The following is a 23,208-nucleotide window of genomic DNA, read 5'->3' on the forward strand; positions in this document are numbered from 1 at the left end:
CACACAAGGTAGCGGGCCTTTTTTTTACCCAGATTACAGCAAGGAATTGGAGGAAAGGATGCGAGTTCTTAAGTTTGGCGGAACTTCGCTGGCAAATGCGGAGCGATTTAGCAGAGCCGCTGACATCATTACCAGCAACACCTGTCAGAGTGATGTTTCAGCTGTTCTGTCGGCACCGGCAAAAGTGACCAATGGTCTAGTTGCTGTGATTAATCAAACGGTAAAAAATGGTGGGGCAGCGGAAGAAGTTGCCAATATCGAGGCTATTTTTACTGGTTTGTTCGAGGGGTTGAAGAAAATGGAGCCTTCGTTAGACACGGCTCCACTCTATAACAAGTTGTCCAGCACCTTGGGTCAGCTTCAAAAATACATCAGCGGTATATCTTTGTTGGGGTTATGTCCAGACAACGTCTACGCCAGAATCATCAGTAAAGGCGAAAGGTTATCTATCGCGACGATGTCAGCCTTGTTGGAAGCGCGTGGGCGCGACACCTTTGTTATTGATCCTGTCCATTATCTCAAAGCGAAAGGTGGCTACCTTGAAGCCATGGTTGATATCGAGGCCTCGACTGAACGTTTTCGCTTAGAGCCTATTCCCGCCAGTCACATCGGATTAATGCCGGGCTTCACCGCTGCGAATGAGGAAGGCGAGCTGGTGACCCTTGGCCGAAACGGATCTGATTACTCTGCTGCTGTACTCGCCGCTTGCACTCGTGCCGAGGCCTGTGAGATCTGGACTGACGTCGATGGCGTCTACAGTTGTGACCCAAGACTGGTGCCTGATGCAAAATTGCTGAAGTCACTGAGTTATCAGGAGGCAATGGAGCTATCATATTTCGGCGCCAAAGTACTCCACCCCAAAACCATCCTCCCTATCGCCCGCTTCCACATTCCATGCCTCATCAAAAATACTGCTAACCCTCAGGGGCTGGGTACGCTGATTGGCGACAGTGCAAACGAAGAAAATCTGCCTGTGAAAGGTATCACCACCTTAAGTGACCTAAGCATGGTCAACATTTCTGGTCCGGGTATGAAGGGTATGGTGGGAATGGCTGCAAGGGTATTTGGAGCCATGTCTTCGGCAGGAGTCTCGGTTGTGCTCATTACTCAGTCTTCTTCCGAATACAGTATCAGCTTCTGTATTGCACAGGAGGATAAAGCGCAGGCTCAGCAAGCACTTCAGGATAACTTTGAACTCGAGCTACAAAATAGCCTGCTTGAGCCTGTTGAGTTTCAGGACAATCTTGCCATTGTCTCCCTTGTGGGTGATGGGATGCGCACGTCTAAAGGGGTCGCAGCCCAGTTCTTTACTTCTCTGGCAGAAGTTAACGTGAACATCGTGGCAATTGCACAGGGGTCATCTGAGCGTTCTATCTCGGCGGTTGTTCCAGATGGTCGAGTCTCTGAGGCCGTAAAAGCCTGCCATGAGAACCTGTTCAATAGTAAACACTATCTGGACGTCTTCATCGTCGGTGTCGGTGGTGTGGGTGGTGAGCTGGTTGAGCAGGTACGACGTCAGCAAACCAAGCTGGCCGAGCAGGGAATTGTCATCCGGGTATGCGGTCTGGCAAACAGTAAAGGGCTGCTACTCGACTGTAACGGTGTTGCACTTGATAACTGGCAAGAAGAACTGAAAACGAACAGTGAACCTTTCAGCTTTGCGCGTATGGTAAGGCTGGTGGAGCAAAACCACATCATCAACCCGGTCTTTATTGACTGTACTTCAGAGCAAAGTATTGCTGATCAGTACGCTGACTTCCTGTCGGCCGGTTTTCATGTGATCACACCGAATAAGAAGGCTAACACTGCGGGCATGGCTTATTACCATCAGCTTCGTCAGTCTGCTCGTTCGACCCGTCGTAAGTTTATGTATGACACCACTGTGGGCGCGGGCCTCCCCGTGATTGAAAACCTGCAAAACTTGATTGCAGCGGGTGATGAACTGGAAAAATTCAGCGGTATCCTGTCAGGGTCGTTGTCGCATATTTTCGGTAAGTTGGACGAAGGTGAGAGCTTCAGCGATGCAACCCGCATCGCCAGAGAGAATGGATTTACTGAGCCTGATCCGCGTGATGACCTGTCAGGCATGGACGTTGCGCGTAAGTTGCTTATTCTGGCCCGTGAGAGCGGCATGCACCTTGAATTGGAAGATGTTGAAGTAGAGCCAGCACTACCGCCGGGCTTTGATGTGTCAGGCGATGTGAACGACTTTATGACAAGACTGCCGGAGGCTGACAGCTACTTTGGTCAATTGAGTGATGAAGCCAGAGAGCATGGCAAGGTGTTACGTTATGTCGGCTCAATCGAAAACGGTAAGTGTCAGGTGAAATTACTGTCAGTAGACAGTGATGACCCGATGTTTAAAATCAAAGATGGTGAGAATGCACTGGCATTTTACAGCCGCTACTATCAGCCGATCCCTATGGTATTGCGTGGCTACGGAGCAGGGACAGAAGTAACTGCTGCTGGTGTATTTGCCGATCTTATGCGGACACTGGGCTGGAAGCTGGGGGTATAATATGAGTGTTGTGGTTTATGCGCCTGCATCTATCGGAAACGTCAGTGTTGGTTTCGATGTGTTAGGCGCAGCCGTTTCACCCATCGATGGGACCCTGCTTGGTGACAGAGTATTGGTCAAAGATGGGGGAGAGACTAAGTTTCACCTCAGTTGCGCGGGCAGTTTTGTTGATAAGCTTCCAGAGGATCATCAGGATAATATCGTTTACCACTGCTATCTGGTGTTTGAGCGTGAATTGCTGAAACGCGATATCAAAGTAAGACCTGTTGAAATGGTGCTTGAGAAGAACATGCCTATCGGCTCTGGTCTGGGATCGAGTGCCTGCTCTGTTGTGGCTGCATTGGATGCTCTCAACCGCTACCACGATCAACCGCTTGACGAAAACGCATTACTTGCGCTGATGGGCGAGATGGAAGCGAAAATTTCTGGCAGCCTGCATTATGATAACGTTGCTCCTTGCTACCTCGGTGGCTTACAACTGATGATTGAGGACTCAGGCGTTATCAGTCAGCAGGTGCCTTGCTTTGACGAGTGGTATTGGGTCATGGCGTATCCGGGCATCAAAGTACCCACAGCAGAAGCCAGAGCAATTTTACCGGCGCAGTATCGTCGCCAGGATGTGATCAGCCACGGTCGCCATTTGGCAGGGTTTATTCACGGCTGTTACTCTGGGCAGCCAAAACTGGCTGCTAACATGATCAAAGATGTCGTGGCGGAGCCTTATCGTGAGAAGCTGCTGCCCGGTTTTGCTCAGGCCCGCAGGTATGCGAAAGAGGCTGGCGCACTGGCGACCGGAATCTCTGGTTCAGGGCCGACCCTGTTCAGTATTACTGATGATAAAGCAGTTGCTCAGCGGGTCGCTAAATGGCTCGGCGAACATTACGTACAGAATGAAGAAGGATTTGTCCACATATGTCGACTCGATGTAAAGGGCTCGACAGTGACGGGAAGTGAGTTATGAAGTTATACAACATAAAAGAGAACGACGAGCAGGTATCATTCAGTCAAGCAGTGAGACAGGGGCTTGGTCGTAATCAGGGACTATTTTTTCCGTCTGAAGTACCCGCTTTTGATGATGTGGACAGCCTGCTGGACATGGATTTTGTCAGCCGCAGCAGCAAGATCCTGTCGGCATTTATTGGCGACGAACTGCCTGCTGACAAAGTAAAACAAATGGTCACAGAGGCATTTGCCTTTCCAGCGCCACTTCATGAGGTCTCATCGGACGTTCATGCTCTGGAGCTTTTCCATGGTCCGACGCTGGCGTTCAAAGATTTTGGCGGTCGGTTTATGGCGCAGTCACTGGCAGCGGTATCAGACGGCGGCAAGATCACTATCTTGACGGCGACCTCTGGGGATACTGGGGCTGCGGTAGCACATGCCTTCTATGGTATGGAAAACATCAACGTCGTGATCCTGTATCCGAAAGGTAAGATCAGCCCGCTACAGGAAAAACTGTTCTGTACGCTGGGTGGCAACATTCACACTATTGCAGTGAATGGCACCTTTGATGATTGTCAGGCTATGGTGAAGCAAGCGTTTGATGATGCTGAACTGCGTCAGGCTATTGGCCTTAATTCAGCTAACTCGATCAACATCAGTCGTTTAATGGCGCAAATATGTTACTACTTCGAGGCCGTGTCTCAGTTGACTGAGGCACAGCGTAAAGAGCTGGTAATTGCAGTGCCAAGTGGTAACTTTGGCAATCTCACAGCGGGCTTACTCGCTAAGGCAGCGGGTCTGCCGGTGAAACGCTTCATTGCTGCCACCAATGTTAATGATACAGTGCCCCGTTATCTGAAAACGGGAGAGTGGACGCCTGAAGACACAGTACCGACGTTATCCAATGCGATGGATGTCAGCCAGCCTAATAACTGGCCGCGTATTGAGGAGCTGTGTCAGATAAAAGGGTGGGGCCTCAACGAACTGGGTGCCGGAGCTGTTGATGACCAACAGACGGCAGAGACGCTGTCCAAAATGCATGAAGACGGGTACCTTTGTGAGCCGCATGGTGCTATCGCCTACCGGGTATTGAAAGAGCAATTATCTGACGGCGAGCATGGCCTGTTCTTGTGTACCGCTCACCCCGCTAAATTTAAAGAATCTGTCGACGAGATCCTCAACATTGATGTGCCTTTACCTGGCCCGTTGGCAAAACACGCTGTGATGGACCTGCTATCTAATGAGCAGGATGCTGATTTTGCTCAATTGCGTCGTTTCTTGATGGAATTAGCGGGATAAGTACCGCTAGTTTTGCTCAAAAACCCGGCAGATGCCGGGTTTTCTCTTTTTAGGGCAGTTGTCAGGACGCTTGTGATGCGTTTTTTTGGTTAGAATAGCGCTTTCAACCTAGATCGGGGATAGCCTTTATGCCGGGAATAACGTGGCACGACGTAATTGGTCAGGAGAAACAACAGGATTACTTTAAACAAACGATGGAGTTTGTTGCCAACGAAAGAGCCAGTGGCAAAGTGATTTATCCACCCAAGGAGGACGTGTTTAATGCCTTCCGTTATACCGAGCTTGCAGACGTCAAAGTAGTGATACTGGGTCAGGACCCTTATCACGGTCCCTCGCAGGCACATGGCCTGTGCTTCTCTGTCTTGCCCGGTATTAAGCCGCCTCCCTCACTGGCTAATGTGTATAAAGAGCTGGCGACAGATATATCGGGTTTTGAGATACCTAATCATGGTTATCTTAAAAGTTGGGCTGATCAGGGGGTACTATTGCTGAACACTGTCCTCACTGTCGAGCAGGGTAATGCACACTCGCATGCTCCACTAGGGTGGGAGACGTTTACCGATAGGGTCATTGAAGCGGTCAACGAGCACAGAGACAATGTAATTTTTCTACTCTGGGGGGCTCATGCCCGGAAAAAAGGCCGGATGATAGACAGAAAACGTCACCATATTTTGGAGGCGCCTCACCCATCTCCGCTCTCTGCTCATCGCGGCTTTTTCGGTTCGGGGCATTTTTCAGCGACGAACCAATTACTTTCTGAAATGAATCTACCTGAGATCGACTGGCAACCTCGTCTTGACTGATAGCTATTCTTTTCTCAGAGACAAATAAGGCGCCATTTAGGCGCCTTTAGATTTTCCCTGTAAGCTGGTTCCGACAAAATGAGCCGGGTTGCAGCAGCAATGATAAAAACTACAGATCAAAATCTGAGTCAGTAAAATCCCCAAGCATATCGATGTCTTCTAGTTCTTTGCGAAGACGTTGCCTGTCTTTAAGCGCTTCGATTTCTCTCCATTTTCTTTTTGCTTGTTTTGAACGCCCACCGCGTTGTGGTTTTTCTACTTCGATCGTTTCATTAAAGGCAAAGCTTTCCATATCTCACCTCATCTTTCCGTAGCGGTCGATAATTAAGTATCACAACCCAACAGAAAATAAAATCGGATAGTTTCTCATTTGTTGTACATTGGTGAATTTTTAGTGAGACCTAAGTCAGATTTAGCAGGTGATCGATTAGGTTTTAACCTGTAACTGAGTGTTTTGTTGACGGCAGTATTCACCAAAAAGACACACCTGCCATCAGCCCCCACCCAGTGCCCAGTGAGGCCTCTATCACGACTGGTGTAGAATGTCTGAAACTGATGACAATTTCATGAATGACCTAGGGGGCATGTTAAGGAAGGTGATACATAAGTGTATTTAGATTGTTATTTCATTTCTTGGTAATCGATTGCATTTATGTGTTATTTAAATGTTTAACAGCGATATAACATTTCAATTATTTATTGATTTTTGGTTACTCTGACTGCATCATCTGCCGCGAATTGTTGTCAGCACCAGGCAAGACAGCCAAACTCATTTTTATCTTTTGGCACTCAGAGTAAGTCAAAGGCTTTGATGCCTGTCTTTTTCGAAAGCAAGGTTTCACCCTGTTTTCCGAGCCTGAATTTTACGTCACAAAAACAATTATGCTGACAGGAATGTATAAGCGCAAAGAGAGGTAGGCGTGGTAAGTCTTATTAACTTTTTAAATGATCTGATCTGGGGATCAGTGCTCATTTATCTCCTCATCGGCGGCGGGATTCTTTTCACTGTGCGGCTGGGTTTTATCCAGTTTAGGCATTTTGGACATATGTTCAAAGTGATGAAGAGCAGCCGTAAGTCTGACAAGGCCGGAATTTCATCTTTCCAAGCACTCTGCACCAGCCTTGCAGCGAGAGTGGGGACGGGCAACATGGCGGGTATCGCCGTTGCACTGACCGTAGGTGGCCCGGGAGCAATTTTCTGGATGTGGCTGATCGCCATGCTGGGAATGGCAACAGCATTTGCTGAGAGTACTCTGGCTCAGCTTTACAAGACCCGTGATGATGATGGCAATTTCCGTGGTGGTCCCGCCTATTACATGGAAAAAGGCCTCGGCATGCGCTGGATGGGGTGCGTATTCTCCGTTCTGCTGATCATTGCATTTGGCTTGGTCTTCAATTCTGTTCAAGCGAACTCGATCAGCCATGCGGCTTATAATGCGTTTGGCTGGGATCCTCTATATGTCGGCATTGTGCTGGTTGCCATGGCATCGTTCGTTATTTTTGGCGGCCTGAGAAAAATAGCCCGCACTGCAGAAATCATTGTGCCCCTGATGGCCATCCTTTACCTGTTGCTCGCTTTCTATGTGATGTTCACCAACATCGAAAAAGTGCCGGGCATTATTGCACTCATTGTTAAAAGTGCGTTTGGCATCAACGAAGCTGGTGCTGGTGCATTGGGCTACACCGTTGCTCAGGGCATGGTACAGGGTATTAAACGCGGTTTATTTTCTAATGAGGCTGGTATGGGGTCTGCGCCAAATGCAGCTGCCAGTGCAACGCCATACCCGCCGCATCCCGCTTCTCAGGGCTATGTGCAAATGCTGGGTGTATTCGTTGATACTATCGTTATTTGTAGCGCGACTGTCGCGATTATCCTGGTATCTGGTGAATACATGCCGGGCAGTGACATTACGGGTATTGAACTTACACAACGAGCCTTGTCGAGCCAGGTAGGCGACTGGGGTGGTCACTTCATTGCTATCGCAATATTCTTTTTCGCCTTTACGTCGATTATTGCGAACTACTCGTACGCGGAGACCAACCTTATTTTCCTAGAACACAATCATAAAGTGGGTATAAACCTGTTCCGTGTCTTTGTGATTGCAATGGTGATGTTTGGTACTCAGGCTGACCTGCCTTTGGTTTGGATAATGGCAGACACCTCCATGGGTATGATGGCTATCGTCAATATGATTGCTGTGCTGCTGCTGGGGGGAACTGTGGTCAAACTCGCCCGGGATTACAATCAGCAGTTAAAACTGGGTAAAGTGCCAACATTTGATGCCCGCCGTTATCCCGAACTGCACGACCAAATTGAGAAAGGCATCTGGGATAAAGATAACCATTAATCGGTTTCGTCCATGATTATGATAGAAAAAAGCCACACCGAAACGTGTGGCTTTTTTGTGCGTCAGTGGTAACCTTTTGTAAAGATAAAACGCTTACTGCCTGAAGGGAATAGAATATGCTGATCGTGGTGTCCCCTGCCAAAACACTCGACTATGAATCGCCACTGGCGACCGAAAAGTTTACTTTGCCAACAATGACATCACATTCGGCGGAGCTGATAGATGTATGCCGCAAACTGACACCTGCTGATATTTCCAGTTTGATGAAAGTCAGCGATAAAATTGCAGGCCTCAATGCTGCCCGCTTTGCAGAGTGGCAGCCAGAGTTTACTCAGCAAAACGCTCGTCAGGCGCTGCTGGCATTTAAAGGTGACGTGTATACTGGTTTGGCGGCAGAGACACTTTCTGACAGCGATTTTGACTGGGCGCAGGATCATTTGAGAATGTTGTCCGGTTTATATGGCCTGTTACGTCCACTGGACTTGATGCAGCCATATCGCCTTGAAATGGGCACCAAGCTCACCAATGACAGAGGCAGTAACCTTTACCAGTTTTGGGGCAATCTGATCACTGACGAGTTGAATGAAGCACTGAATGCGCAAGGTGACGATGTTCTGATTAATCTGGCGTCCAACGAATATTTCAAGTCAGTTAAGCCTGCAGGACTCAAAGCAAAGATCATTACTCCGGTCTTTAAGGATTGTAAAAACGGTCAATACAAAGTGATCAGCTTCTACGCCAAGAAGGCAAGGGGGATGATGGCGAGATATATTATCGATAACCGTATCGATTCTGTTGAGGCGCTCAAGGCATTTGACGTGGCGGGTTATTATTTCGATCAATCTGCATCAAGTGACAAAGAACTGGTTTTCAAACGCGAAGAACAGTGATCGACATTGCCCATATAACGTTGGCAATAAAAAAAGGTTAGCTGGAGTACTAACCTTTTTTACGTTTGTGAGGATAACTCAGTCAGGTCTTATGCTTTACCTGATGGCTTAACCACTCGCTTGGTCGCTTTCTTAATTTTGCCTTTCACGGTCTTTTTACTGCCAGCTTTCTTCTTTTTCTTTTTGAACTCTGGCTTTTTGTGTTTCGGTTTCATACCTTCCACAAAGCGCTCTTTAACGTCTTCTTTCATGTATCGACCAATACGGTCCATCATTGGCTGATCATGAGCTTCCACCAAAGATATCGCGACACCTTTCTTACCGGCACGGGCCGTACGGCCAATACGGTGGAGGTAAACATCAGCAGTTCGTGGCAGGTCATAGTTGATCACGTGGCTGATATCAGGCACGTCGATACCGCGTGCAGCGACATCTGTCGCCAGCAGGACGTTCACTTCACCCTCAGTAAATCGACGAATAGCATTGTTGCGCTTGGCCTGTGCCATTTCACCCTGAATCCAGGCACATTTCACCTTGGTGCTATCCAGTGTTTCTCGCAGTGCTGCCAGTCGCTCGCGGGTTTTCACAAATACAATGGCCCGCTCTGATTGCTCTGTCAGAATAGTATTCAGCAGCGCATGCTTGTGCGCCAGATCATCACACCTGTGGTACCACTGAGTGATTTTTTTACGTTCCCGACGCGGTGGCTCGGCGTTAACTTCAACCGGATCATTAAGCAGACCCGCTTTGAATCCTTTAACACCGCGACCTTCAAGTGTCGCAGAGAACAACATACTCTGTTTACGCCAGCGACATTCTTCAGATAATTTATCAACCGCACCAGCAAAGCCCATATCGAGCATACGGTCTGCTTCATCAAGTACCAGACTTTCAATGGCACGGCAGTCAAAACGCTCTGCTTCGATGTACTCCATCAGACGTCCAGGTGTGGCGACAACAATGTCTTGCGTTTTCCCAAGGATCTCTGCGTGCTCCTGATAGGAGATACCACCAGTGATAGTGAAAACTTTCAAATCGGTATATTTCGCCAGCGACCTTGCCTGATCTGCGACCTGAATTGCCAGCTCACGGGTTGGAGTCAGAATGAGAACGCGTGCCGGACCCGGACGTGTACGGGGGAAATCAAGAAGGTGTTGCAGTACTGGCAGCAAAAAAGCTGCAGTTTTACCCGTCCCTGTCGGGGCTGAAGCTAAAATATCCCGGCCATCCATGCCATGAGGGATCACGCCAGCCTGGATCACAGTAGGTCGCTCAAAACCGATTTCATCAATGGCTTGAAGCAGTTGAGGATCCAAATCCAGTTCAGCAAAAGTTCGCACGCGTATATTCTCCACTCAAAGTCAGGGGCGGCATTATATACCCAAACTTCTTACAGGTGCAGGTTTCGGCAAGATTAACTGCCTTTATCTCGTTCACTGTCAGTAGATAGCGATGTTATTTTGAATGTAAAAAGAGAATTATGATGAGTAGAGCGCGCTTCCGAGCTGAAAATGTATTGTCTGTTTTTTTACTGCCACCTGTTTGACGCTGGTATATCTCGGTGAGTTTTCACATCTTGAGATAAAAATTGCGTGTGAGAGCGATGAATTCCTCACTGTATTTGCCCTGATCGTGGATCACCATAGTGTGCTCTGAATATGATGAATCCGGATGTTTATCGAGGGTGAAAAGCCAGCGCGAAACAGGTTTTTGTACCGTAGCTTTGACCAGAAGTTTTCGGCTTGTAAAGAGGCCATACGAAGGAGCACTGTCAACAAATGTCTCTGCTTCTGCTGCGGGTAGGATGAAATGGGCCTCGCCATGTTCACTGAGCAGAGCTGATACGCGTTCAAGTAATTCATTGTGAGGAAGATTGTGACTATGTCGTGCTTTTGCCCGTCGGTCGTTGGCAGACGTTTCCCCGCTGTTGAAATAGGGAGGGTTGCAAACGATGCAGTCGAATCTCTCTGCGGGTTCCCACTCTCTGATATCTTGATGAAGAATTGTAATGCGCTCCGCCCAAGGGCTGTTAACGGCATTCTCACTGGCGGCTTTAACAGCCTGCGGTTCGATATCTACTGCGGTCAGGCGATGGCTGGGAAAGCGCTGAGCCATCATCAAAGACAACAGACCGGTTCCACAGCCAATATCCAGAATATTCTGACCTTTTTTGTTTCCGGCCCAAGCACCCAGCATGACACCGTCGGTGCTCACAGGCATACCACAGGAAAAGTCATCAACCACGAATTGTTTAAATTGAAAGCGTTTACCCATTTTGTTCTCTTTTTTGTGTGGTTGATCTTTATGACCCACTTATTATCACTTTTTCACTGTTCAAAAAAACACCTAATTAATCTAATTAAAATTAAATTTTAAGTTTAGTGAACTGCTTTTTTGTAAAAAAATGGTTTTATTAACTGTTTTTTGTTTATCTATTGTAACTGAAACAGAATTTATTCATCATTCATAAAAAATGCGATCCGAAAACAAAATAATCTAACAATTCGGATCCTCTCACCAAAAATGTAAACACAACAAGTAGGTTCCCCGTGAAAAAGACATTGAAGGCCAGTGATATACTGGCGCTAGGTTTTATGACCTTTGCTTTCTTCCTCGGTGCTGGCAACATCATATTTCCTCCTCAAGCCGGATTAATGGCTGGAGAACACACTCTTACTGCCATGCTCGGATTTTTGTTAACTGCCGTCGGTTTACCACTGATTGGTATCGTCGCGGTTGCGGTTGCCGGGGGCGGCTGGAACGGTCTTACCCGTGATCTGCCAAAATCAGTTGCTACCATGATGGCAGTACTGATATTTATCATCATTGGCCCTGCATTTGCAGCGCCCCGTGCCGGTTTAGTTGCTTATGAAATGGGCTTTAAACCTTTCCTTACAGCACCTGATCAGCTTGAACTCACTCTGTTCTCTATTGTCTTTTTCGCGATCGCTATGCTGTTTTCACTGTCTCAGGGCAAACTGATTGACACGATTGGTAAGTTCCTGACACCTGCATTGTTCGCTGCACTGGCAATACTGGCTATCGCGGTCATGGTTTCACCACAGGGCGAGATTGTCGCAGCGCAAGGTGATTATGTCGACCAAGCATTTACTAAAGGATTCCTTGAAGGTTATAACACCATGGATACCTTCGCGGCACTGATGTTTGGTATGTTGATTGTCGATGTCATCCGTAAAAAAGGTGTCGAGTCAGATGTTGATACGTGCAAGTACCTGATCATGGCAGGTGTTATCGCAGCAGCTGGACTGGCTTTTGTCTATATTTCACTGTTCTACCTTGGTGCAACGGCGTCGACAGTGGCAAACGGTGCAACGAACGGCGGTGAGATTCTGGCTAGCTATGTGCTTGCGCTGTTTGGTCCGGCGGGACAGGTTATTCTGTCTGTGATCATCGTGCTGGCGTGTCTGACTACCGTTATTGGTCTGGTGTCAGCCTGTGCGGATTACTTCAGCTCGCTGACCCGTTTCAGCTACAAAGCATGGGTTGTCGTGATGTCGGTAACTTGTGCCGTGGTGGCAAATGTTGGTCTGACTCAGTTGATCTCAGTCTCTATTCCTGTGCTTTTCGCCTTGTACCCTGTCGCTATTGTTTTAATTGCAATGACACTGCTACGTCGCTTCATGCCTAATCCTGCACTGGCTTTTCGAACCGTATTGGGCGTATCTCTGGTCTTTGCCCTGATTGATGCCGCGAAAGTCGCGGGACTTGATATGTCAGCACTCAGCAGCCTGCCTTTGTTCGACTTTGGTATGGCTTGGTTGATTCCTACCACGCTGACGCTGGTGGCGATGAAGTTTGTCGGTCGTGTAGAAGCGAATACTGTTCACTCTTAATTGACGCCGAGCTGAAACAAAAAACCACGCATGCGGTGGTTTTTTTTATAACATTTCCTGATATTCCAGCATGACCTGTTCACACCAGGTCGCAATGCGCTCATCGCTGAGTTCGTACTGACTGTCCTCATCAAGTGCAAGACCCACAAAATGTTTCTTGTCTTCTGTCAGAGCCTTTGATGCTTCAAAGGTATACCCCTCGTTGGGCCAGTAGCCGATAAAATGCAGGCCGGTCGGCAATAATTGATCGTGCAGCATTCCCATTGCATCCAGATACCACTCGGCATAGCCTTCTTGGTCGCCAAGGCCAAACATCGCCGCAACTTTGCCTTCCAGCTTGAGCCCTTCTAACTGCTGCCATACAGCTTCCCAGTCTTCCTGAATTTCACCAAAGTCCCAGGTTGAGATACCCAGCATCAGCAGGTCATAGTCGTTCATCACATTGACCGGAGTATCTTTGATGTTGTGAACATCAATCAGGTCATCGCCCAGAATGTCACGAATTTTTTCAGCAGCCATCTCGGTGTAACAAGTGGACGAGCCGTAAAACAGGCCTATTTTCATCATGTTTCCCATTTTGTTCTGATGGGCAGATTTTACCCTCTCTATGGAACTTCGACCAGTGATTCCAATTTTGAGAGGCTTGCTTTTATTATTCTTCACGGTAACGTGTCAATGACACAGTAAAGCGGGCTAAGTGAGTAAAAAATGGAACAAAATATGGCACAGGTCGAGCAGTTTCTCGATGCCATGTGGATGGAGCGGGGCTTGTCTGAAAATACTCTTGCTTCGTACCGGAATGATTTGCTGAAACTCTGCCAGTGGCTTGAGACATCATCCATGTCTTTGACGGAAGTGGGTTCTGAAGCTCTACAAAACTATCAGTACTGGCTGTTCGATCAGGATTACAAGCAAACCAGCCGGGCCCGGATGTTGTCTGCGATACGCCGTCTTTTTCAGTATTTGTACCGCGAAAAACTGCGTGAGGATGACCCGACAGCCACGCTTATCAGCCCTAAATTGCCCAAAAGGCTGCCGAAGGATTTGTCTGAACAACAGGTTGACGATTTACTGTCGGCCCCTAATGTTGAAGATCCCATTGAACTGCGCGATAAGGCGATGATGGAGCTCTTGTACGCGACAGGGCTTAGGGTGACAGAGTTGGTTAGCCTTACTACTGAGAATGTCAGCTTACGACAGGGCGTGGTGCGGGTGGTTGGTAAAGGCGGCAAAGAGCGGCTGGTACCAATGGGAGAGGCCGCGATTGATTGGCTTGAAGCTTATTTGGAAAAAAGTCGGTCATCTTTGGTGGGTGAGCAAACTACGGATGTATTTTTTCCGAGTCGTCGGGGCAGGCAAATGACCCGCCAGACATTCTGGCATCGCTTGAAGTTTTATGCCACTGTCGCGGGAATCGACCATGATCAGCTGTCTCCCCATGTGCTCCGCCATGCTTTTGCGACTCACCTATTGAACCATGGTGCTGATTTGCGAGTCGTACAAATGCTGTTGGGACACAGTGACCTGTCAACAACACAAATTTATACCCATGTTGCAACAGAAAGATTAAAACAGTTGCATCAGGAGCATCATCCTCGGGCATAATAGCGAGGTTTTTGCACCAAAAGGCCAGTGTGTCTTTGAGACTGGTGGGGTATTAGAAGACTGAGTTGCAGGCTGCTCCGGGCTCAGGTTTAACTTGGATTACAGGAAAATGATGATAAAACGATTAATCACTGCTGCGCTGATTGCTGCAGCGACACTGGCGTCAGTGGCTAATGCTGACGAAACCGGCCCAAATGAGCAGGCAATTAAGAAGGTACTTGAACGATATCGTTTGAATGTCGAGAGCATTGAATCAAGTCCGCTTAAAGGCTTATATGAAGTTGTCACTCAGGATGGTGTGCTTTACGCCAACCAAGACGGCTCGTATTTTATCTACGGCAGCATGATTCACACCACGGATACAGATTCAATCAATCTGACTGAACAAGCCAAAGCCAAGAGAAATAAGGCGATTTTTGCCAAAGCGAACGTTGATAAAGAAATGATCGTTTACCCGGCAAAAAATGAGAAATACGTGGTGACTGTCTTCACTGACACCAGTTGCGGTTACTGTGCCAAGCTTCATAGCCAGATGAAAGAGTACAATGACCTTGGGATCACCATTCGTTATCTTGCTTACCCCCGCTCTGGCCCACAGGCACCTAACTTCCCTCAGATGAGTGCTATTTGGTGCGAGAAAGATCGCTCTGACGCAATGGATAAGGCCAAGCGTCACCAGTTCAACAAAACCAGCAATCAGTGTGATGATCTCGTCAAGCGTCATTTGGCTCTGGGTGGTGCTGTAGGTGTGACGGGTACGCCGGCACTTCTTCTTGAAGATGGCACCCTGATGTCAGGTTATTTGCCACCAAGGCAGCTACTGCAAGCGCTGGAAAGCCACAGCTGATAACCATGATTGAAAGCCAGCTCATTGCTGCTTTTAACGTCATCCATACTATCTTTCGTTATCGTTTTTTCGTACTGACCTTGTATGAGAAACGCGTCAGCAAAATACGGTCATGATGATTGTGCTTTATCACGCTGCGCGGCAGAATAACTTGTAATACTTTCTTACTACCTCCCTTCCCGGCCAAAGACCATGATTGAAATTAAACGCCGCAAAGCGGCAGAGAATGCCTCTTTTCCTGACACTATTCCCAGTATTTTGCAGCGTATTTACGCTAATCGCGGCGTAACCAGTGATGCAGATCTTGAGCGGGGTGCCCGAGGCTTGCTGAACTTCCAACAGCTTTTCGGGATTGAAAATGCGGTGTCACTGCTTGCGAATGCGATGGAGAAGGGGCAGAGAATCATTATTGTCGGCGATTTCGATGCCGATGGTGCAACCAGCTCGGCGTTGTCTGTCACAGCCCTGCGTATGCTTGGCTGCAGTAATGTAGATTATCTGGTACCAAACCGTTTTGAGGACGGTTATGGTCTGAGCCCTGATGTAGTTGATCAGGCAGCCGCTAAAGGCGCTGAAATGATCATGACTGTGGACAATGGTGTGTCGTCTATTGATGGCGTAGCGGCCGCGAAGGCATTGGGCATGAGGGTATTGGTGACAGACCATCACTTACCCGGGGATTTACTTCCCAATGCGGATGCCATAGTCAATCCAAACCTCAACGAATGCGGTTTCCCGTCAAAATCGTTGGCAGGTGTCGGCGTGGCTTTTTATCTGATGCTTGCCCTGCGAGCCCATTTACGAGAGACAGGATGGTTTGCCCGTCAGGCACTGAATGAGCCAAATCTGGCTGAATTACTGGATCTGGTTGCACTAGGTACCGTCGCGGATGTGGTAGCACTTGACCGTAATAACCGGATCCTTGTCCATCAAGGGCTGATGAGGATCAGAGCGGGTAAATGTCGGCCGGGGATTCAGGCTTTGATTGAGGTGGCAAACCGTAATGCATCCACTTTGGTTGCCAGTGATTTCGGATTTGCTCTTGGGCCGAGAATTAATGCGGCTGGGCGACTTGATGATATGTCTTTCGGTGTCGAGCTTTTGTTGTGTCAGCATTTGCCTGCCGCTAGGCAGATGGCATCTGAACTGGATGCACTCAACCAGACCCGCAAAGAAATTGAGCAAGGGATGAAAGAGGAAGCGATCGCAATTTGTGAACGCCTGCAGTTTGGTGAGGGAAATGCACTACCTTATGGTCTCGCGCTTTTCCAGCGTGAGTGGCATCAGGGAGTAATAGGGATTCTAGCCTCTCGGATCAAAGATAAATTTCACCGCCCCGTCATTGCATTTGCTGATGGTGGGGAAGGGACTATTAAGGGTTCTGCTCGCTCAATTCCTGGTTTACATATGCGTGACACCCTGGATTTGATTGATACTCAGAATCCCGGCTTAATCAAGAAATTCGGTGGTCATGCTATGGCAGCGGGCCTCACCATTGATGAAAACGACTTCAGACGTTTCTGTCAGCTGTTTGATGATGCAGTGAAAAATGAGCTTGATGAAGATGCTCTCAAGGGTATTTTGCTGTCTGATGGTGAGTTGATGGCGACTGAACTGAATCTGGATATGGCAGAGGTATTGCGAGCAGGGGGCCCTTGGGGACAAGGATTTGCTGAGCCGTTATTTGATGGCAAATTCAAAGTGCTCAATCAAAGACTGGTTGGCGGGAAACACCTTAAGCTAATGGTTGAGCCCGCGCTGGGCGGTCAAATGGTCGATGCTATCGCATTTAATATTGATGTAGGACGCTGGCCTGACCCATCGGTCAAAATGGTAGAGTTGGCTTATCGTCTTGATGTCAACGAGTTCCGAGGTAACCGTTCACTCCAGTTAATGGTGGAGCATCTCTCAGCTGTTTAGCCAAGACCATTCATATTTCTTCAAACGCGCTGATATTCCGGCGCGTTTGTATATGACTTTTCTACTCGCATAATCGCCCTCGATTTCTACCTATCGCCCTTTTGAACGGCGCTGGTGAAAAAAAAGCCTTTGAACGGCATCACACTCTGTTTATTGTCCACACAATTCGTTAAAATTCACAGTTTGTACCGTTTCAGGTATCCATTTCATTCTGATTTAGAAAGTGACCATGTTTGAAATCAATCCGATAAAAAACCGTCTGACGGACATTGCCGAGCGCACTGATGTCCTTCGGGGGTATCTTTGACTATGACGCCAAAAAAGAGCGTCTTGAAGAAGTAAACGCAGAACTTGAACAGCCAGATGTCTGGAGTGAGCCAGAGCGAGCACAGGCTCTTGGAAAAGAGCGTGCGGCCTTGGAAGCTGTTGTTGAGACTATCGACCAGTTAGATCAGGGTGGAGAATACGTATCTGAGCTATTGGAACTCGCGGTAGAGGAAGGCGATCAGGATACCTTCGATGAAATCGAACCTGAACTTGCTGATCTCGAAGTCAAGCTTGAAAAGCTGGAGTTCCGCCGTATGTTCGCTGGCGACCATGATCCCTCAGATTGCTACATAGACCTGCAAGCAGGATCAGGTGGTACTGAGGCTCAGGACTGGACTTCGATGATGCTGCGCATGTATCTGCGCTGGTCTGATGCCAAAGGCTTCAAGAGCGAAGTGATTGAAGTGTCTGAAGGTGATGTTGCCGGGCTTAAATCTGCTACTGTTCGTATCAGCGGTGAGTATGCCTACGGTTGGTTGCGTACAGAGACTGGCGTTCATCGTCTGGTTCGTAAGTCACCTTTCGATTCTGGCGGCCGTCGTCATACTTCCTTTGCGTCAGCCTTCATCTACCCGGAAGTAGATGAAAATATCGATATTGATATCAATCCGTCTGATTTGCGTATCGACGTTTACCGAGCGTCCGGCGCTGGTGGTCAGCACGTAAACACCACGGAATCTGCGGTACGTATTACCCACGTGCCGACGAACACTGTAGTGCAGTGTCAGAATGACCGCAGTCAGCATAAGAACAAAGATCAGGCGATGAAGCAGTTGCGCGCAAAACTGTTTGAGCTGGAACTTCAAAAACAGAATGCTGAAAAGCAAGCAAATGAAGATGCCAAGTCTGATATCGGCTGGGGAAGCCAGATACGTTCTTATGTCCTTGATGACTCAAGAATTAAAGATCTACGTACCGGGGTTGAAAACCGTAACACCCAAGCTGTGTTAGACGGTGACCTCGACCGATTCATTGAAGCCAGCCTGAAGTCTGGTTTGTAAAACCCACGTTTATTTTAAGGTTCATTATGACTGACCAGTTACAAGACGAAAACAAGCTGATTGCGGAGCGTCGTGCAAAACTGAACCATATTCGCCAGCACTGCAAAGCGAACGGCCATCCGAATGACTTTCGTCGTGAACATAAAGCAGCTGACCTGCAGGCTGAATTTGGCGAGAAAACCAAAGAAGAGCTGGCAGAACTTAACCATGAGGTAAGTGTTGCTGGCCGTATCATGGCTAAGCGTGGTCCATTCCTGGTACTGCAAGATGTGACTGGACGTATCCAGTCGTATGCAGCAAAAGACGTTCAGAAAGCGCTGAAAGAGCAATATCAAGGTCTTGATATTGGCGACATCATCGGCGTGAAAGGTGCTCTGCACAAATCAGGTAAAGGCGACCTTTACGTGAATATGGAAACGTTCCAGTTGTTGACTAAAGCACTGCGCCCGTTACCAGAAAAATTCCATGGTCTGGCTGATCAGGAGCAGCGTTACCGTCAGCGTTATGTTGACTTGATTGTGAACGATGATTCACGTAATGCCTTTATTGTTCGCTCCAAAGTGGTACAGGCGATCCGTAGCTTCATGACCGAAAAAGGGTTTATGGAAGTAGAAACGCCGATGATGCAAACCATTCCTGGTGGTGCATCAGCGCGTCCGTTCATCACTCACCACAACGCGCTGGACATTGATATGTACTTGCGTATTGCACCAGAGCTTTATCTTAAGCGTCTGGTTGTAGGTGGTTTTGAGCGTGTATTCGAAATTAACCGAAACTTCCGTAACGAAGGTCTGTCTACCCGTCATAACCCTGAATTCACCATGATGGAATTCTATATGGCGTATGCTGATTACCGCGATCTGATGGATCTGACTGAAGAAATGCTGAGCAGCGTTTCTCAGCAGGTGCTGGGTGCATCGGTCATGCCATACGGTGACGAGCAGGTTGACTTTGGCGGTCCTTATCCGCGCCTCAGCATGTTAGATGCAATAAAAGAGTACAACCCAGGTAACGACAAGATTCAGGCGCTGACTTATGACAGTGTGCAGGATCGTGAGTTGATGGCGGGTATTGCTGAAGAGCTGGGTATTTATGTCGAGAAATTCTGGAACTGCGGTCAGTTGCTGGAAGAGATCTTTGGCGAAACGGCAGAACCAAAGCTGATCCAGCCGACGTTTATTACCGAATACCCAGCGGACATTTCGCCTCTGGCTCGTCGTAATGACGACAACCCTTTCATTACTGACCGATTTGAGTTCTTCGTCGGTGGTCGTGAAGTGGCTAATGGTTTCTCTGAGCTCAATGATGCAGAAGATCAGGACAACCGTTTTAAAGCACAGGTGAATGCCAAAGATGCGGGCGATGACGAAGCGATGTTCTACGATGCGGATTATATCCGTGCACTGGAGCATGGTTTGCCACCAACGGCGGGTCAGGGCATTGGTATCGACCGTCTGGTCATGCTATTCACTAATACCCAGACTATCCGTGACGTAATTTTGTTCCCAGCGATGCGTCCACAGAATAATGGCTGATTAGTCAATAATTTGTAGAAAAAAAGCACTGGTTATCCAGTGCTTTTTTTATTTTCTTACATTATTTGAAATAACAAAATCGTCAAAAAATCTTAATCCTTATCACTGCTTTATGCATTTGGTTTATACGAAGGATAAATATTCCCTCGCTAGCCAAGTGTGACCATTATCGAAATATAGATTATTTCCCTCTCAGCCTAATTTACGACTGTCAGCATATTTTTATGTCTAACTAACTAAATTAATTGAGGAATATATTTGCGTGTCTAAACTGATACAAATTGCATGGATTATATTATCACTTGAAAAAGATATTAATATTTGATTTTAATAGTATTCTGAATGGAATGGCATCTGTCTGACTTCAGTTGGTTTAAAAATCACCTGAACACCTGTCTCAGCTTAAACATGGATGGGCGCTGACAGAGACTTCCTCGCCTTAATGCTGAATCAAGTGATTCGTTTCAAACATATATGTCTTGTTAAGAAATCACTGAAACCTTTAATAACTTTACTCTGGTCTACTATTTAATAACTAATGTTAAAAATTTTCCTACTATCTCGATATTAGAATAGCCACATGAAATGGTTAATTTGTTTGACAATATAATTATTCTAATAAGAGGCAAGTAATTGAAAATTATTGGTCTTTACCGAAGTTATTATTTAAGTGCTAATTGTTATACGTTATTTTTCTGTGTTGTTTTCTGGTCGAAATAGACACTTAATTAAGTTTTGTTTCAACTATGAGACGAGACAGCTGTCGCTGATAAGTATAATGATACTCAACAATTAAACAGCGCACTTAACGGAATAATATAAGGTAAAAAGGGTCAGACTGTTATGGGTATGCAATTTAGATCAGAATCAGTACCAAGTTCTTTGGTTGTAGTCGGTGGAACCTACGAGCCCTGGTTAGCTACTTTGGAGCAGGCAGGGTGGCGTTGTCACCGTTGTTATGATTTACGCGCCGCTCAGGCTTTACTTCAGGATATAGGTCCTTGTATTGGTGTCGTTGATATCAGTCATGATGACTTCAGTCTCAACGGTGTTGCCTCACTGGTTAACCGAAACAAACAGGTTCGGTGGCTGGCTCTCATAAGAGAGGATCAGCTTAAGAACGATGCCATATGTCAGTTTATTGTCAGCTTCTGTATCGATTACTTCACTTCTCCTATTCCTGACACACAGTTTATGAGTACCATCGGTCACCAGCTTGGCATGTTGAAACTTGAGAGACATGTCTGGCCACAACTCGGTGACCACAGTGACATGGGCTTACTCGGTAAAACGACCAGTATGAAAAAATTGCGCGATCAGGTTCGTCGCGTCGCACCCACTGATGTGTCTGTTCTTATCAACGGCGAGAGTGGTACGGGTAAAGAACTGGTCGGAATGGCCATTCACAATGCATCAACTCGTGCAAAAGGTCCTTTTGTATCGGTGAAATGCAGTGCTTTACCAGAGAAGCTGATTCAGGGCGAGTTGTTCGGTGACGGAAATACTGACGGAAAAGTGGCTCAGGCACACCAGGGTACCTTGTTCCTTGATGAGATCGGGGATTTACCGCTTAGTCTACAAGCGCATCTGTTACATCTGCTTCAGGATGGCACAGTGGAATCTCATGATGATATGTACTCAAAAGAGTTGGATGTCAGAATTATTGCAGCCACTCATATGGATCTTGAAAAAGCTGTTGCAGAGGGGCAATTCCGCGAAGATCTTTTCTTCAGATTGAATGTATTGCGTATTTCTGTTCCATCACTCAAAGAGCGCGGCTCCGACATTCCAGAACTTGCTGAACATTTCCTCCTCAAGTTTGCTCGCCAATACAACACGCAAGCTCGAACCTTCTCTGAAGAAGCCAATAAGATCCTTACCAACTACAGCTGGCCGGGTAATGTTCGGGAGCTAATCAACCAAGTGAAACGTGCAGTGCTTCTGGCTGATAACCTGGTTATCGAGGCGGAGCATCTTGACCTACCTCGTCAGGGTGATTACAAGCAGAGCCTGCGTAAAATACGTGAGGAATCTGAGCGTGACGCACTGTTGGCGGTACTTGAGAGTAATAATGGTCAAGTATCGGCGGCGGCAAAAGAGTTGGGCGTATCTCGAGCAACTATGTATCGCTTACTCAACAAACATAGCTTGATACCAGCACCGAGAAGTTTTCGATAAGGCATAAATGTCTGCTCATTCTAAAGGTCACCTAAGGTGGCCTTTTTGTTATCTAGCATTTTACTGAAGATGGATGTAGTACCAGCTGTTTAAAATGCAGAAGCAGTAAGAGTTGCTGATATTAACAGTCTTTTTTCAGGGATAAATAATTTTCAGCTGACTAAATAATAGCCTATTCGTCTGTCTTAAAAAGAAGTCATCTTATCATTTTTGAATATAATATCGCCTTTTTACATGTTACTAGGTTTTAAACCTAAATATTACTCTGTTAACAATAACCAATTGAAAATAAAGGGGTGTTACGGAATAATATGCTCAATTCTACAAAAAGATGAATTTACTTAAGGAGGTTCGTGATGAACAACATTGAATACACACTATCACCGACAAACCTCTGTTATGGATCTTTGAACAAGCAAGATCAACAGTAAATTCATCCGTCGCTCACTTATCTGGCCGCGGAGACATACCGCGGTAGGCTTTAAAAACTTACCATTCAACAGGTATCTCTCCCGGTAATGTAAAACCAACAGGAGAGAAACATGAATATTTTCCTATACGCCGCTACTGCACTGGTCCGTCTCGATCACTATATCGAGCAAAGACGCCACAGCAGGGAAAAAGTGCCTGTCTATTTTCAGCTAGATGGCCTAACAGCACATATGATGCAGGATATCGGTCTACGTCCCGACGGAGGGAGTAACCGTCCAGTCCCATCTGCTGATTTTTCCGCAAGACGCGAAGTCTCTCGTCTACGACGAAGGCTAAGGTTGAACCTCATTACGTGACATTCAGGCTCCGGCAAGATAGGGAGCCTGCCGACTAGAGGTAAAAATATTATGAATGAATCTATATTGACTCGTCTGGCAACATTATTACTCAAGTGGGATATTGAGCTCGAAATTTTGGCAAAGAAAAAAGCGCTGCATATGACATCTCAGGAACGGATGGCGATGCCTGCCAGTATCCTTAAAGATATTGGCTTTGATGACGAAGGCTTTTGTCACCGGCCGGATGAGAGTACTAAAATCAAAGCAAAACGACATGCTGATGATATCCGGCTTACACTGTTGCTAAAAACGGCAAGTTAATAAAAAAAGCGCCTTAGGCGCTTTTTTTATGTCTTTCTGAAAGTGTTTAA

The 23,208-nt window shown here is 47.1% G+C and carries 19 protein-coding genes and 1 other annotated feature (1 of these 20 only partly in view); of the genes, 15 read left to right on the top strand and 4 right to left on the bottom strand.

All coding sequences use genetic code 11. The annotated features are described in order from the left end of the window. Positions 1-26: a sequence feature (Thr leader region), on the top strand (it extends 91 nt beyond the left edge of the window). Positions 27-58: 32 nt separating this feature from the next. The 4 genes from thrA to ung all read left to right on the top strand — a co-directional run bounded on the left by thrA (position 59) and on the right by ung (position 5,562). Continuing rightward, positions 59-2,518, top strand: coding sequence for a bifunctional aspartate kinase/homoserine dehydrogenase I (gene thrA, locus A8L45_RS12750; protein WP_068902843.1), 2,460 nt, complete (start codon positions 59-61; stop codon positions 2,516-2,518). A gap of 1 nt (position 2,519) precedes the next feature. Further along, positions 2,520-3,479 (top strand): homoserine kinase, encoded by a 960-nt coding sequence (gene thrB / locus A8L45_RS12755; protein ID WP_068902845.1) that lies wholly within the window; start codon positions 2,520-2,522, stop codon positions 3,477-3,479. After that, complete coding sequence (gene thrC / locus A8L45_RS12760) at positions 3,476-4,759, top strand: threonine synthase (RefSeq protein WP_068902847.1); 1,284 nt, start codon at positions 3,476-3,478, stop codon at positions 4,757-4,759. The genes thrB and thrC overlap by 4 nt, the downstream gene beginning before the upstream one ends. Before the next feature lie 128 nt (positions 4,760-4,887). Next, complete coding sequence (gene ung / locus A8L45_RS12765; protein WP_068902848.1) at positions 4,888-5,562, top strand: uracil-DNA glycosylase; 675 nt, start codon at positions 4,888-4,890, stop codon at positions 5,560-5,562. Between the two features lie 109 nt (positions 5,563-5,671). Here the strand turns inward: ung and A8L45_RS12770 are convergent, their stop codons facing one another. Beyond that, positions 5,672-5,854 (bottom strand): DUF3545 family protein, encoded by a 183-nt coding sequence (locus A8L45_RS12770; protein WP_068902851.1) that lies wholly within the window; start codon positions 5,852-5,854, stop codon positions 5,672-5,674. A gap of 628 nt (positions 5,855-6,482) precedes the next feature. Here A8L45_RS12770 and A8L45_RS12775 point away from each other — a divergent pair. Both A8L45_RS12775 and yaaA read left to right on the top strand, forming a co-directional pair. Continuing rightward, positions 6,483-7,910 carry an alanine/glycine:cation symporter family protein gene (locus tag A8L45_RS12775; protein ID WP_068902853.1) on the top strand — a complete coding sequence of 476 codons (1,428 nt, stop codon included), beginning with the start codon at positions 6,483-6,485 and terminating at the stop codon, positions 7,908-7,910. A gap of 116 nt (positions 7,911-8,026) precedes the next feature. After that, the gene (yaaA, locus tag A8L45_RS12780; protein WP_068902855.1) at positions 8,027-8,800 is read left to right on the top strand and encodes a peroxide stress protein YaaA; all 774 of its coding nucleotides are present in this window, start codon (positions 8,027-8,029) and stop codon (positions 8,798-8,800) included. 89 nt (positions 8,801-8,889) lie between these two features. On the opposite strand, the gene srmB is transcribed toward yaaA, so the two are convergent. Next, positions 8,890-10,140, bottom strand: coding sequence for an ATP-dependent RNA helicase SrmB (gene srmB, locus A8L45_RS12785; RefSeq protein ID WP_068902856.1), 1,251 nt, complete (start codon positions 10,138-10,140; stop codon positions 8,890-8,892). Between the two features lie 229 nt (positions 10,141-10,369). Beyond that, positions 10,370-11,074 carry a tRNA1(Val) (adenine(37)-N6)-methyltransferase gene (locus A8L45_RS12790; protein WP_068902878.1) on the bottom strand — a complete coding sequence of 235 codons (705 nt, stop codon included), beginning with the start codon at positions 11,072-11,074 and terminating at the stop codon, positions 10,370-10,372. Between the two features lie 275 nt (positions 11,075-11,349). Between A8L45_RS12790 and brnQ the strand changes: the two genes are divergently transcribed. Then, positions 11,350-12,654 (top strand): branched-chain amino acid transport system II carrier protein, encoded by a 1,305-nt coding sequence (brnQ, locus tag A8L45_RS12795; protein WP_083228329.1) that lies wholly within the window; start codon positions 11,350-11,352, stop codon positions 12,652-12,654. A gap of 45 nt (positions 12,655-12,699) precedes the next feature. Here brnQ and fldB read toward each other — a convergent pair whose 3' ends face one another. Next, on the bottom strand, positions 12,700-13,218 hold the full coding sequence (gene fldB / locus A8L45_RS12800; RefSeq protein ID WP_068902858.1) for a flavodoxin FldB: 519 nt from the start codon (positions 13,216-13,218) through the stop codon (positions 12,700-12,702). 144 nt (positions 13,219-13,362) lie between these two features. On the opposite strand from fldB, the gene xerD reads away from it, so the two are divergent. The 8 genes from xerD (at position 13,363) to A8L45_RS12840 (ending at position 23,158) form a co-directional block, all read left to right on the top strand. After that, positions 13,363-14,259: a site-specific tyrosine recombinase XerD gene (gene xerD, locus A8L45_RS12805; protein ID WP_068902859.1), complete on the top strand. Its 897-nt coding sequence runs from the start codon at positions 13,363-13,365 to the stop codon at positions 14,257-14,259. 109 nt (positions 14,260-14,368) lie between these two features. Then, positions 14,369-15,106, top strand: a complete 738-nt coding sequence (gene dsbC, locus A8L45_RS12810) for a bifunctional protein-disulfide isomerase/oxidoreductase DsbC (RefSeq protein WP_068902861.1) — start codon at positions 14,369-14,371, stop codon at positions 15,104-15,106. 192 nt (positions 15,107-15,298) lie between these two features. Next, positions 15,299-17,026: a single-stranded-DNA-specific exonuclease RecJ gene (gene recJ / locus A8L45_RS12815; protein WP_068902863.1), complete on the top strand. Its 1,728-nt coding sequence runs from the start codon at positions 15,299-15,301 to the stop codon at positions 17,024-17,026. A gap of 229 nt (positions 17,027-17,255) precedes the next feature. Next, positions 17,256-18,354, top strand: a protein-coding gene (gene prfB, locus A8L45_RS12820; protein WP_139122379.1) for a peptide chain release factor 2 whose coding sequence is annotated in 2 segments (ribosomal slippage) — positions 17,256-17,330 and positions 17,332-18,354 — 1,098 coding nt in all. Because the reading frame shifts where the segments join, the coding sequence is not laid out codon by codon here. 26 nt (positions 18,355-18,380) lie between these two features. Continuing rightward, entirely contained in the window at positions 18,381-19,889 is a 1,509-nt protein-coding gene (lysS, locus tag A8L45_RS12825) for a lysine--tRNA ligase (RefSeq protein WP_068902865.1), read from the top strand. An 843-nt stretch (positions 19,890-20,732) separates the two neighbouring features. After that, positions 20,733-22,067 carry a sigma-54-dependent transcriptional regulator gene (locus A8L45_RS12830; RefSeq protein ID WP_068902866.1) on the top strand — a complete coding sequence of 445 codons (1,335 nt, stop codon included), beginning with the start codon at positions 20,733-20,735 and terminating at the stop codon, positions 22,065-22,067. Positions 22,068-22,609: 542 nt separating this feature from the next. Next, entirely contained in the window at positions 22,610-22,855 is a 246-nt protein-coding gene (locus tag A8L45_RS12835) for a hypothetical protein (RefSeq protein ID WP_068902868.1), read from the top strand. 51 nt (positions 22,856-22,906) lie between these two features. After that, positions 22,907-23,158: a hypothetical protein gene (locus A8L45_RS12840; RefSeq protein ID WP_068902870.1), complete on the top strand. Its 252-nt coding sequence runs from the start codon at positions 22,907-22,909 to the stop codon at positions 23,156-23,158. The last annotated feature ends 50 nt before the right edge of the window (positions 23,159-23,208 follow it).

Source organism: Veronia pacifica (assembly GCF_001707825.1).
Classification (GTDB): Bacteria; Pseudomonadota; Gammaproteobacteria; order Enterobacterales; family Vibrionaceae; genus Veronia; species Veronia pacifica.

What these genes read in the sequence shown, in the direction of transcription:
- A8L45_RS12770 (WP_068902851.1), bottom strand. Translation starts at nt 5,854, where the DNA reads ATGGAAAGCTTTGCCTTTAATGAAACGATCGAAGTAGAAAAACCACAA.
- A8L45_RS12835 (WP_068902868.1), top strand. Translation starts at nt 22,610, where the DNA reads ATGAATATTTTCCTATACGCCGCTACTGCACTGGTCCGTCTCGATCAC.
- ung (WP_068902848.1), top strand. Translation starts at nt 4,888, where the DNA reads ATGCCGGGAATAACGTGGCACGACGTAATTGGTCAGGAGAAACAACAG.
- thrB (WP_068902845.1), top strand. Translation starts at nt 2,520, where the DNA reads ATGAGTGTTGTGGTTTATGCGCCTGCATCTATCGGAAACGTCAGTGTT.
- thrC (WP_068902847.1), top strand. Translation starts at nt 3,476, where the DNA reads ATGAAGTTATACAACATAAAAGAGAACGACGAGCAGGTATCATTCAGT.
- thrA (WP_068902843.1), top strand. Translation starts at nt 59, where the DNA reads ATGCGAGTTCTTAAGTTTGGCGGAACTTCGCTGGCAAATGCGGAGCGA.
- xerD (WP_068902859.1), top strand. Translation starts at nt 13,363, where the DNA reads ATGGAACAAAATATGGCACAGGTCGAGCAGTTTCTCGATGCCATGTGG.
- dsbC (WP_068902861.1), top strand. Translation starts at nt 14,369, where the DNA reads ATGATGATAAAACGATTAATCACTGCTGCGCTGATTGCTGCAGCGACA.
- yaaA (WP_068902855.1), top strand. Translation starts at nt 8,027, where the DNA reads ATGCTGATCGTGGTGTCCCCTGCCAAAACACTCGACTATGAATCGCCA.
- recJ (WP_068902863.1), top strand. Translation starts at nt 15,299, where the DNA reads ATGATTGAAATTAAACGCCGCAAAGCGGCAGAGAATGCCTCTTTTCCT.
- lysS (WP_068902865.1), top strand. Translation starts at nt 18,381, where the DNA reads ATGACTGACCAGTTACAAGACGAAAACAAGCTGATTGCGGAGCGTCGT.
- A8L45_RS12790 (WP_068902878.1), bottom strand. Translation starts at nt 11,074, where the DNA reads ATGGGTAAACGCTTTCAATTTAAACAATTCGTGGTTGATGACTTTTCC.
- A8L45_RS12840 (WP_068902870.1), top strand. Translation starts at nt 22,907, where the DNA reads ATGAATGAATCTATATTGACTCGTCTGGCAACATTATTACTCAAGTGG.
- A8L45_RS12830 (WP_068902866.1), top strand. Translation starts at nt 20,733, where the DNA reads ATGGGTATGCAATTTAGATCAGAATCAGTACCAAGTTCTTTGGTTGTA.
- fldB (WP_068902858.1), bottom strand. Translation starts at nt 13,218, where the DNA reads ATGAAAATAGGCCTGTTTTACGGCTCGTCCACTTGTTACACCGAGATG.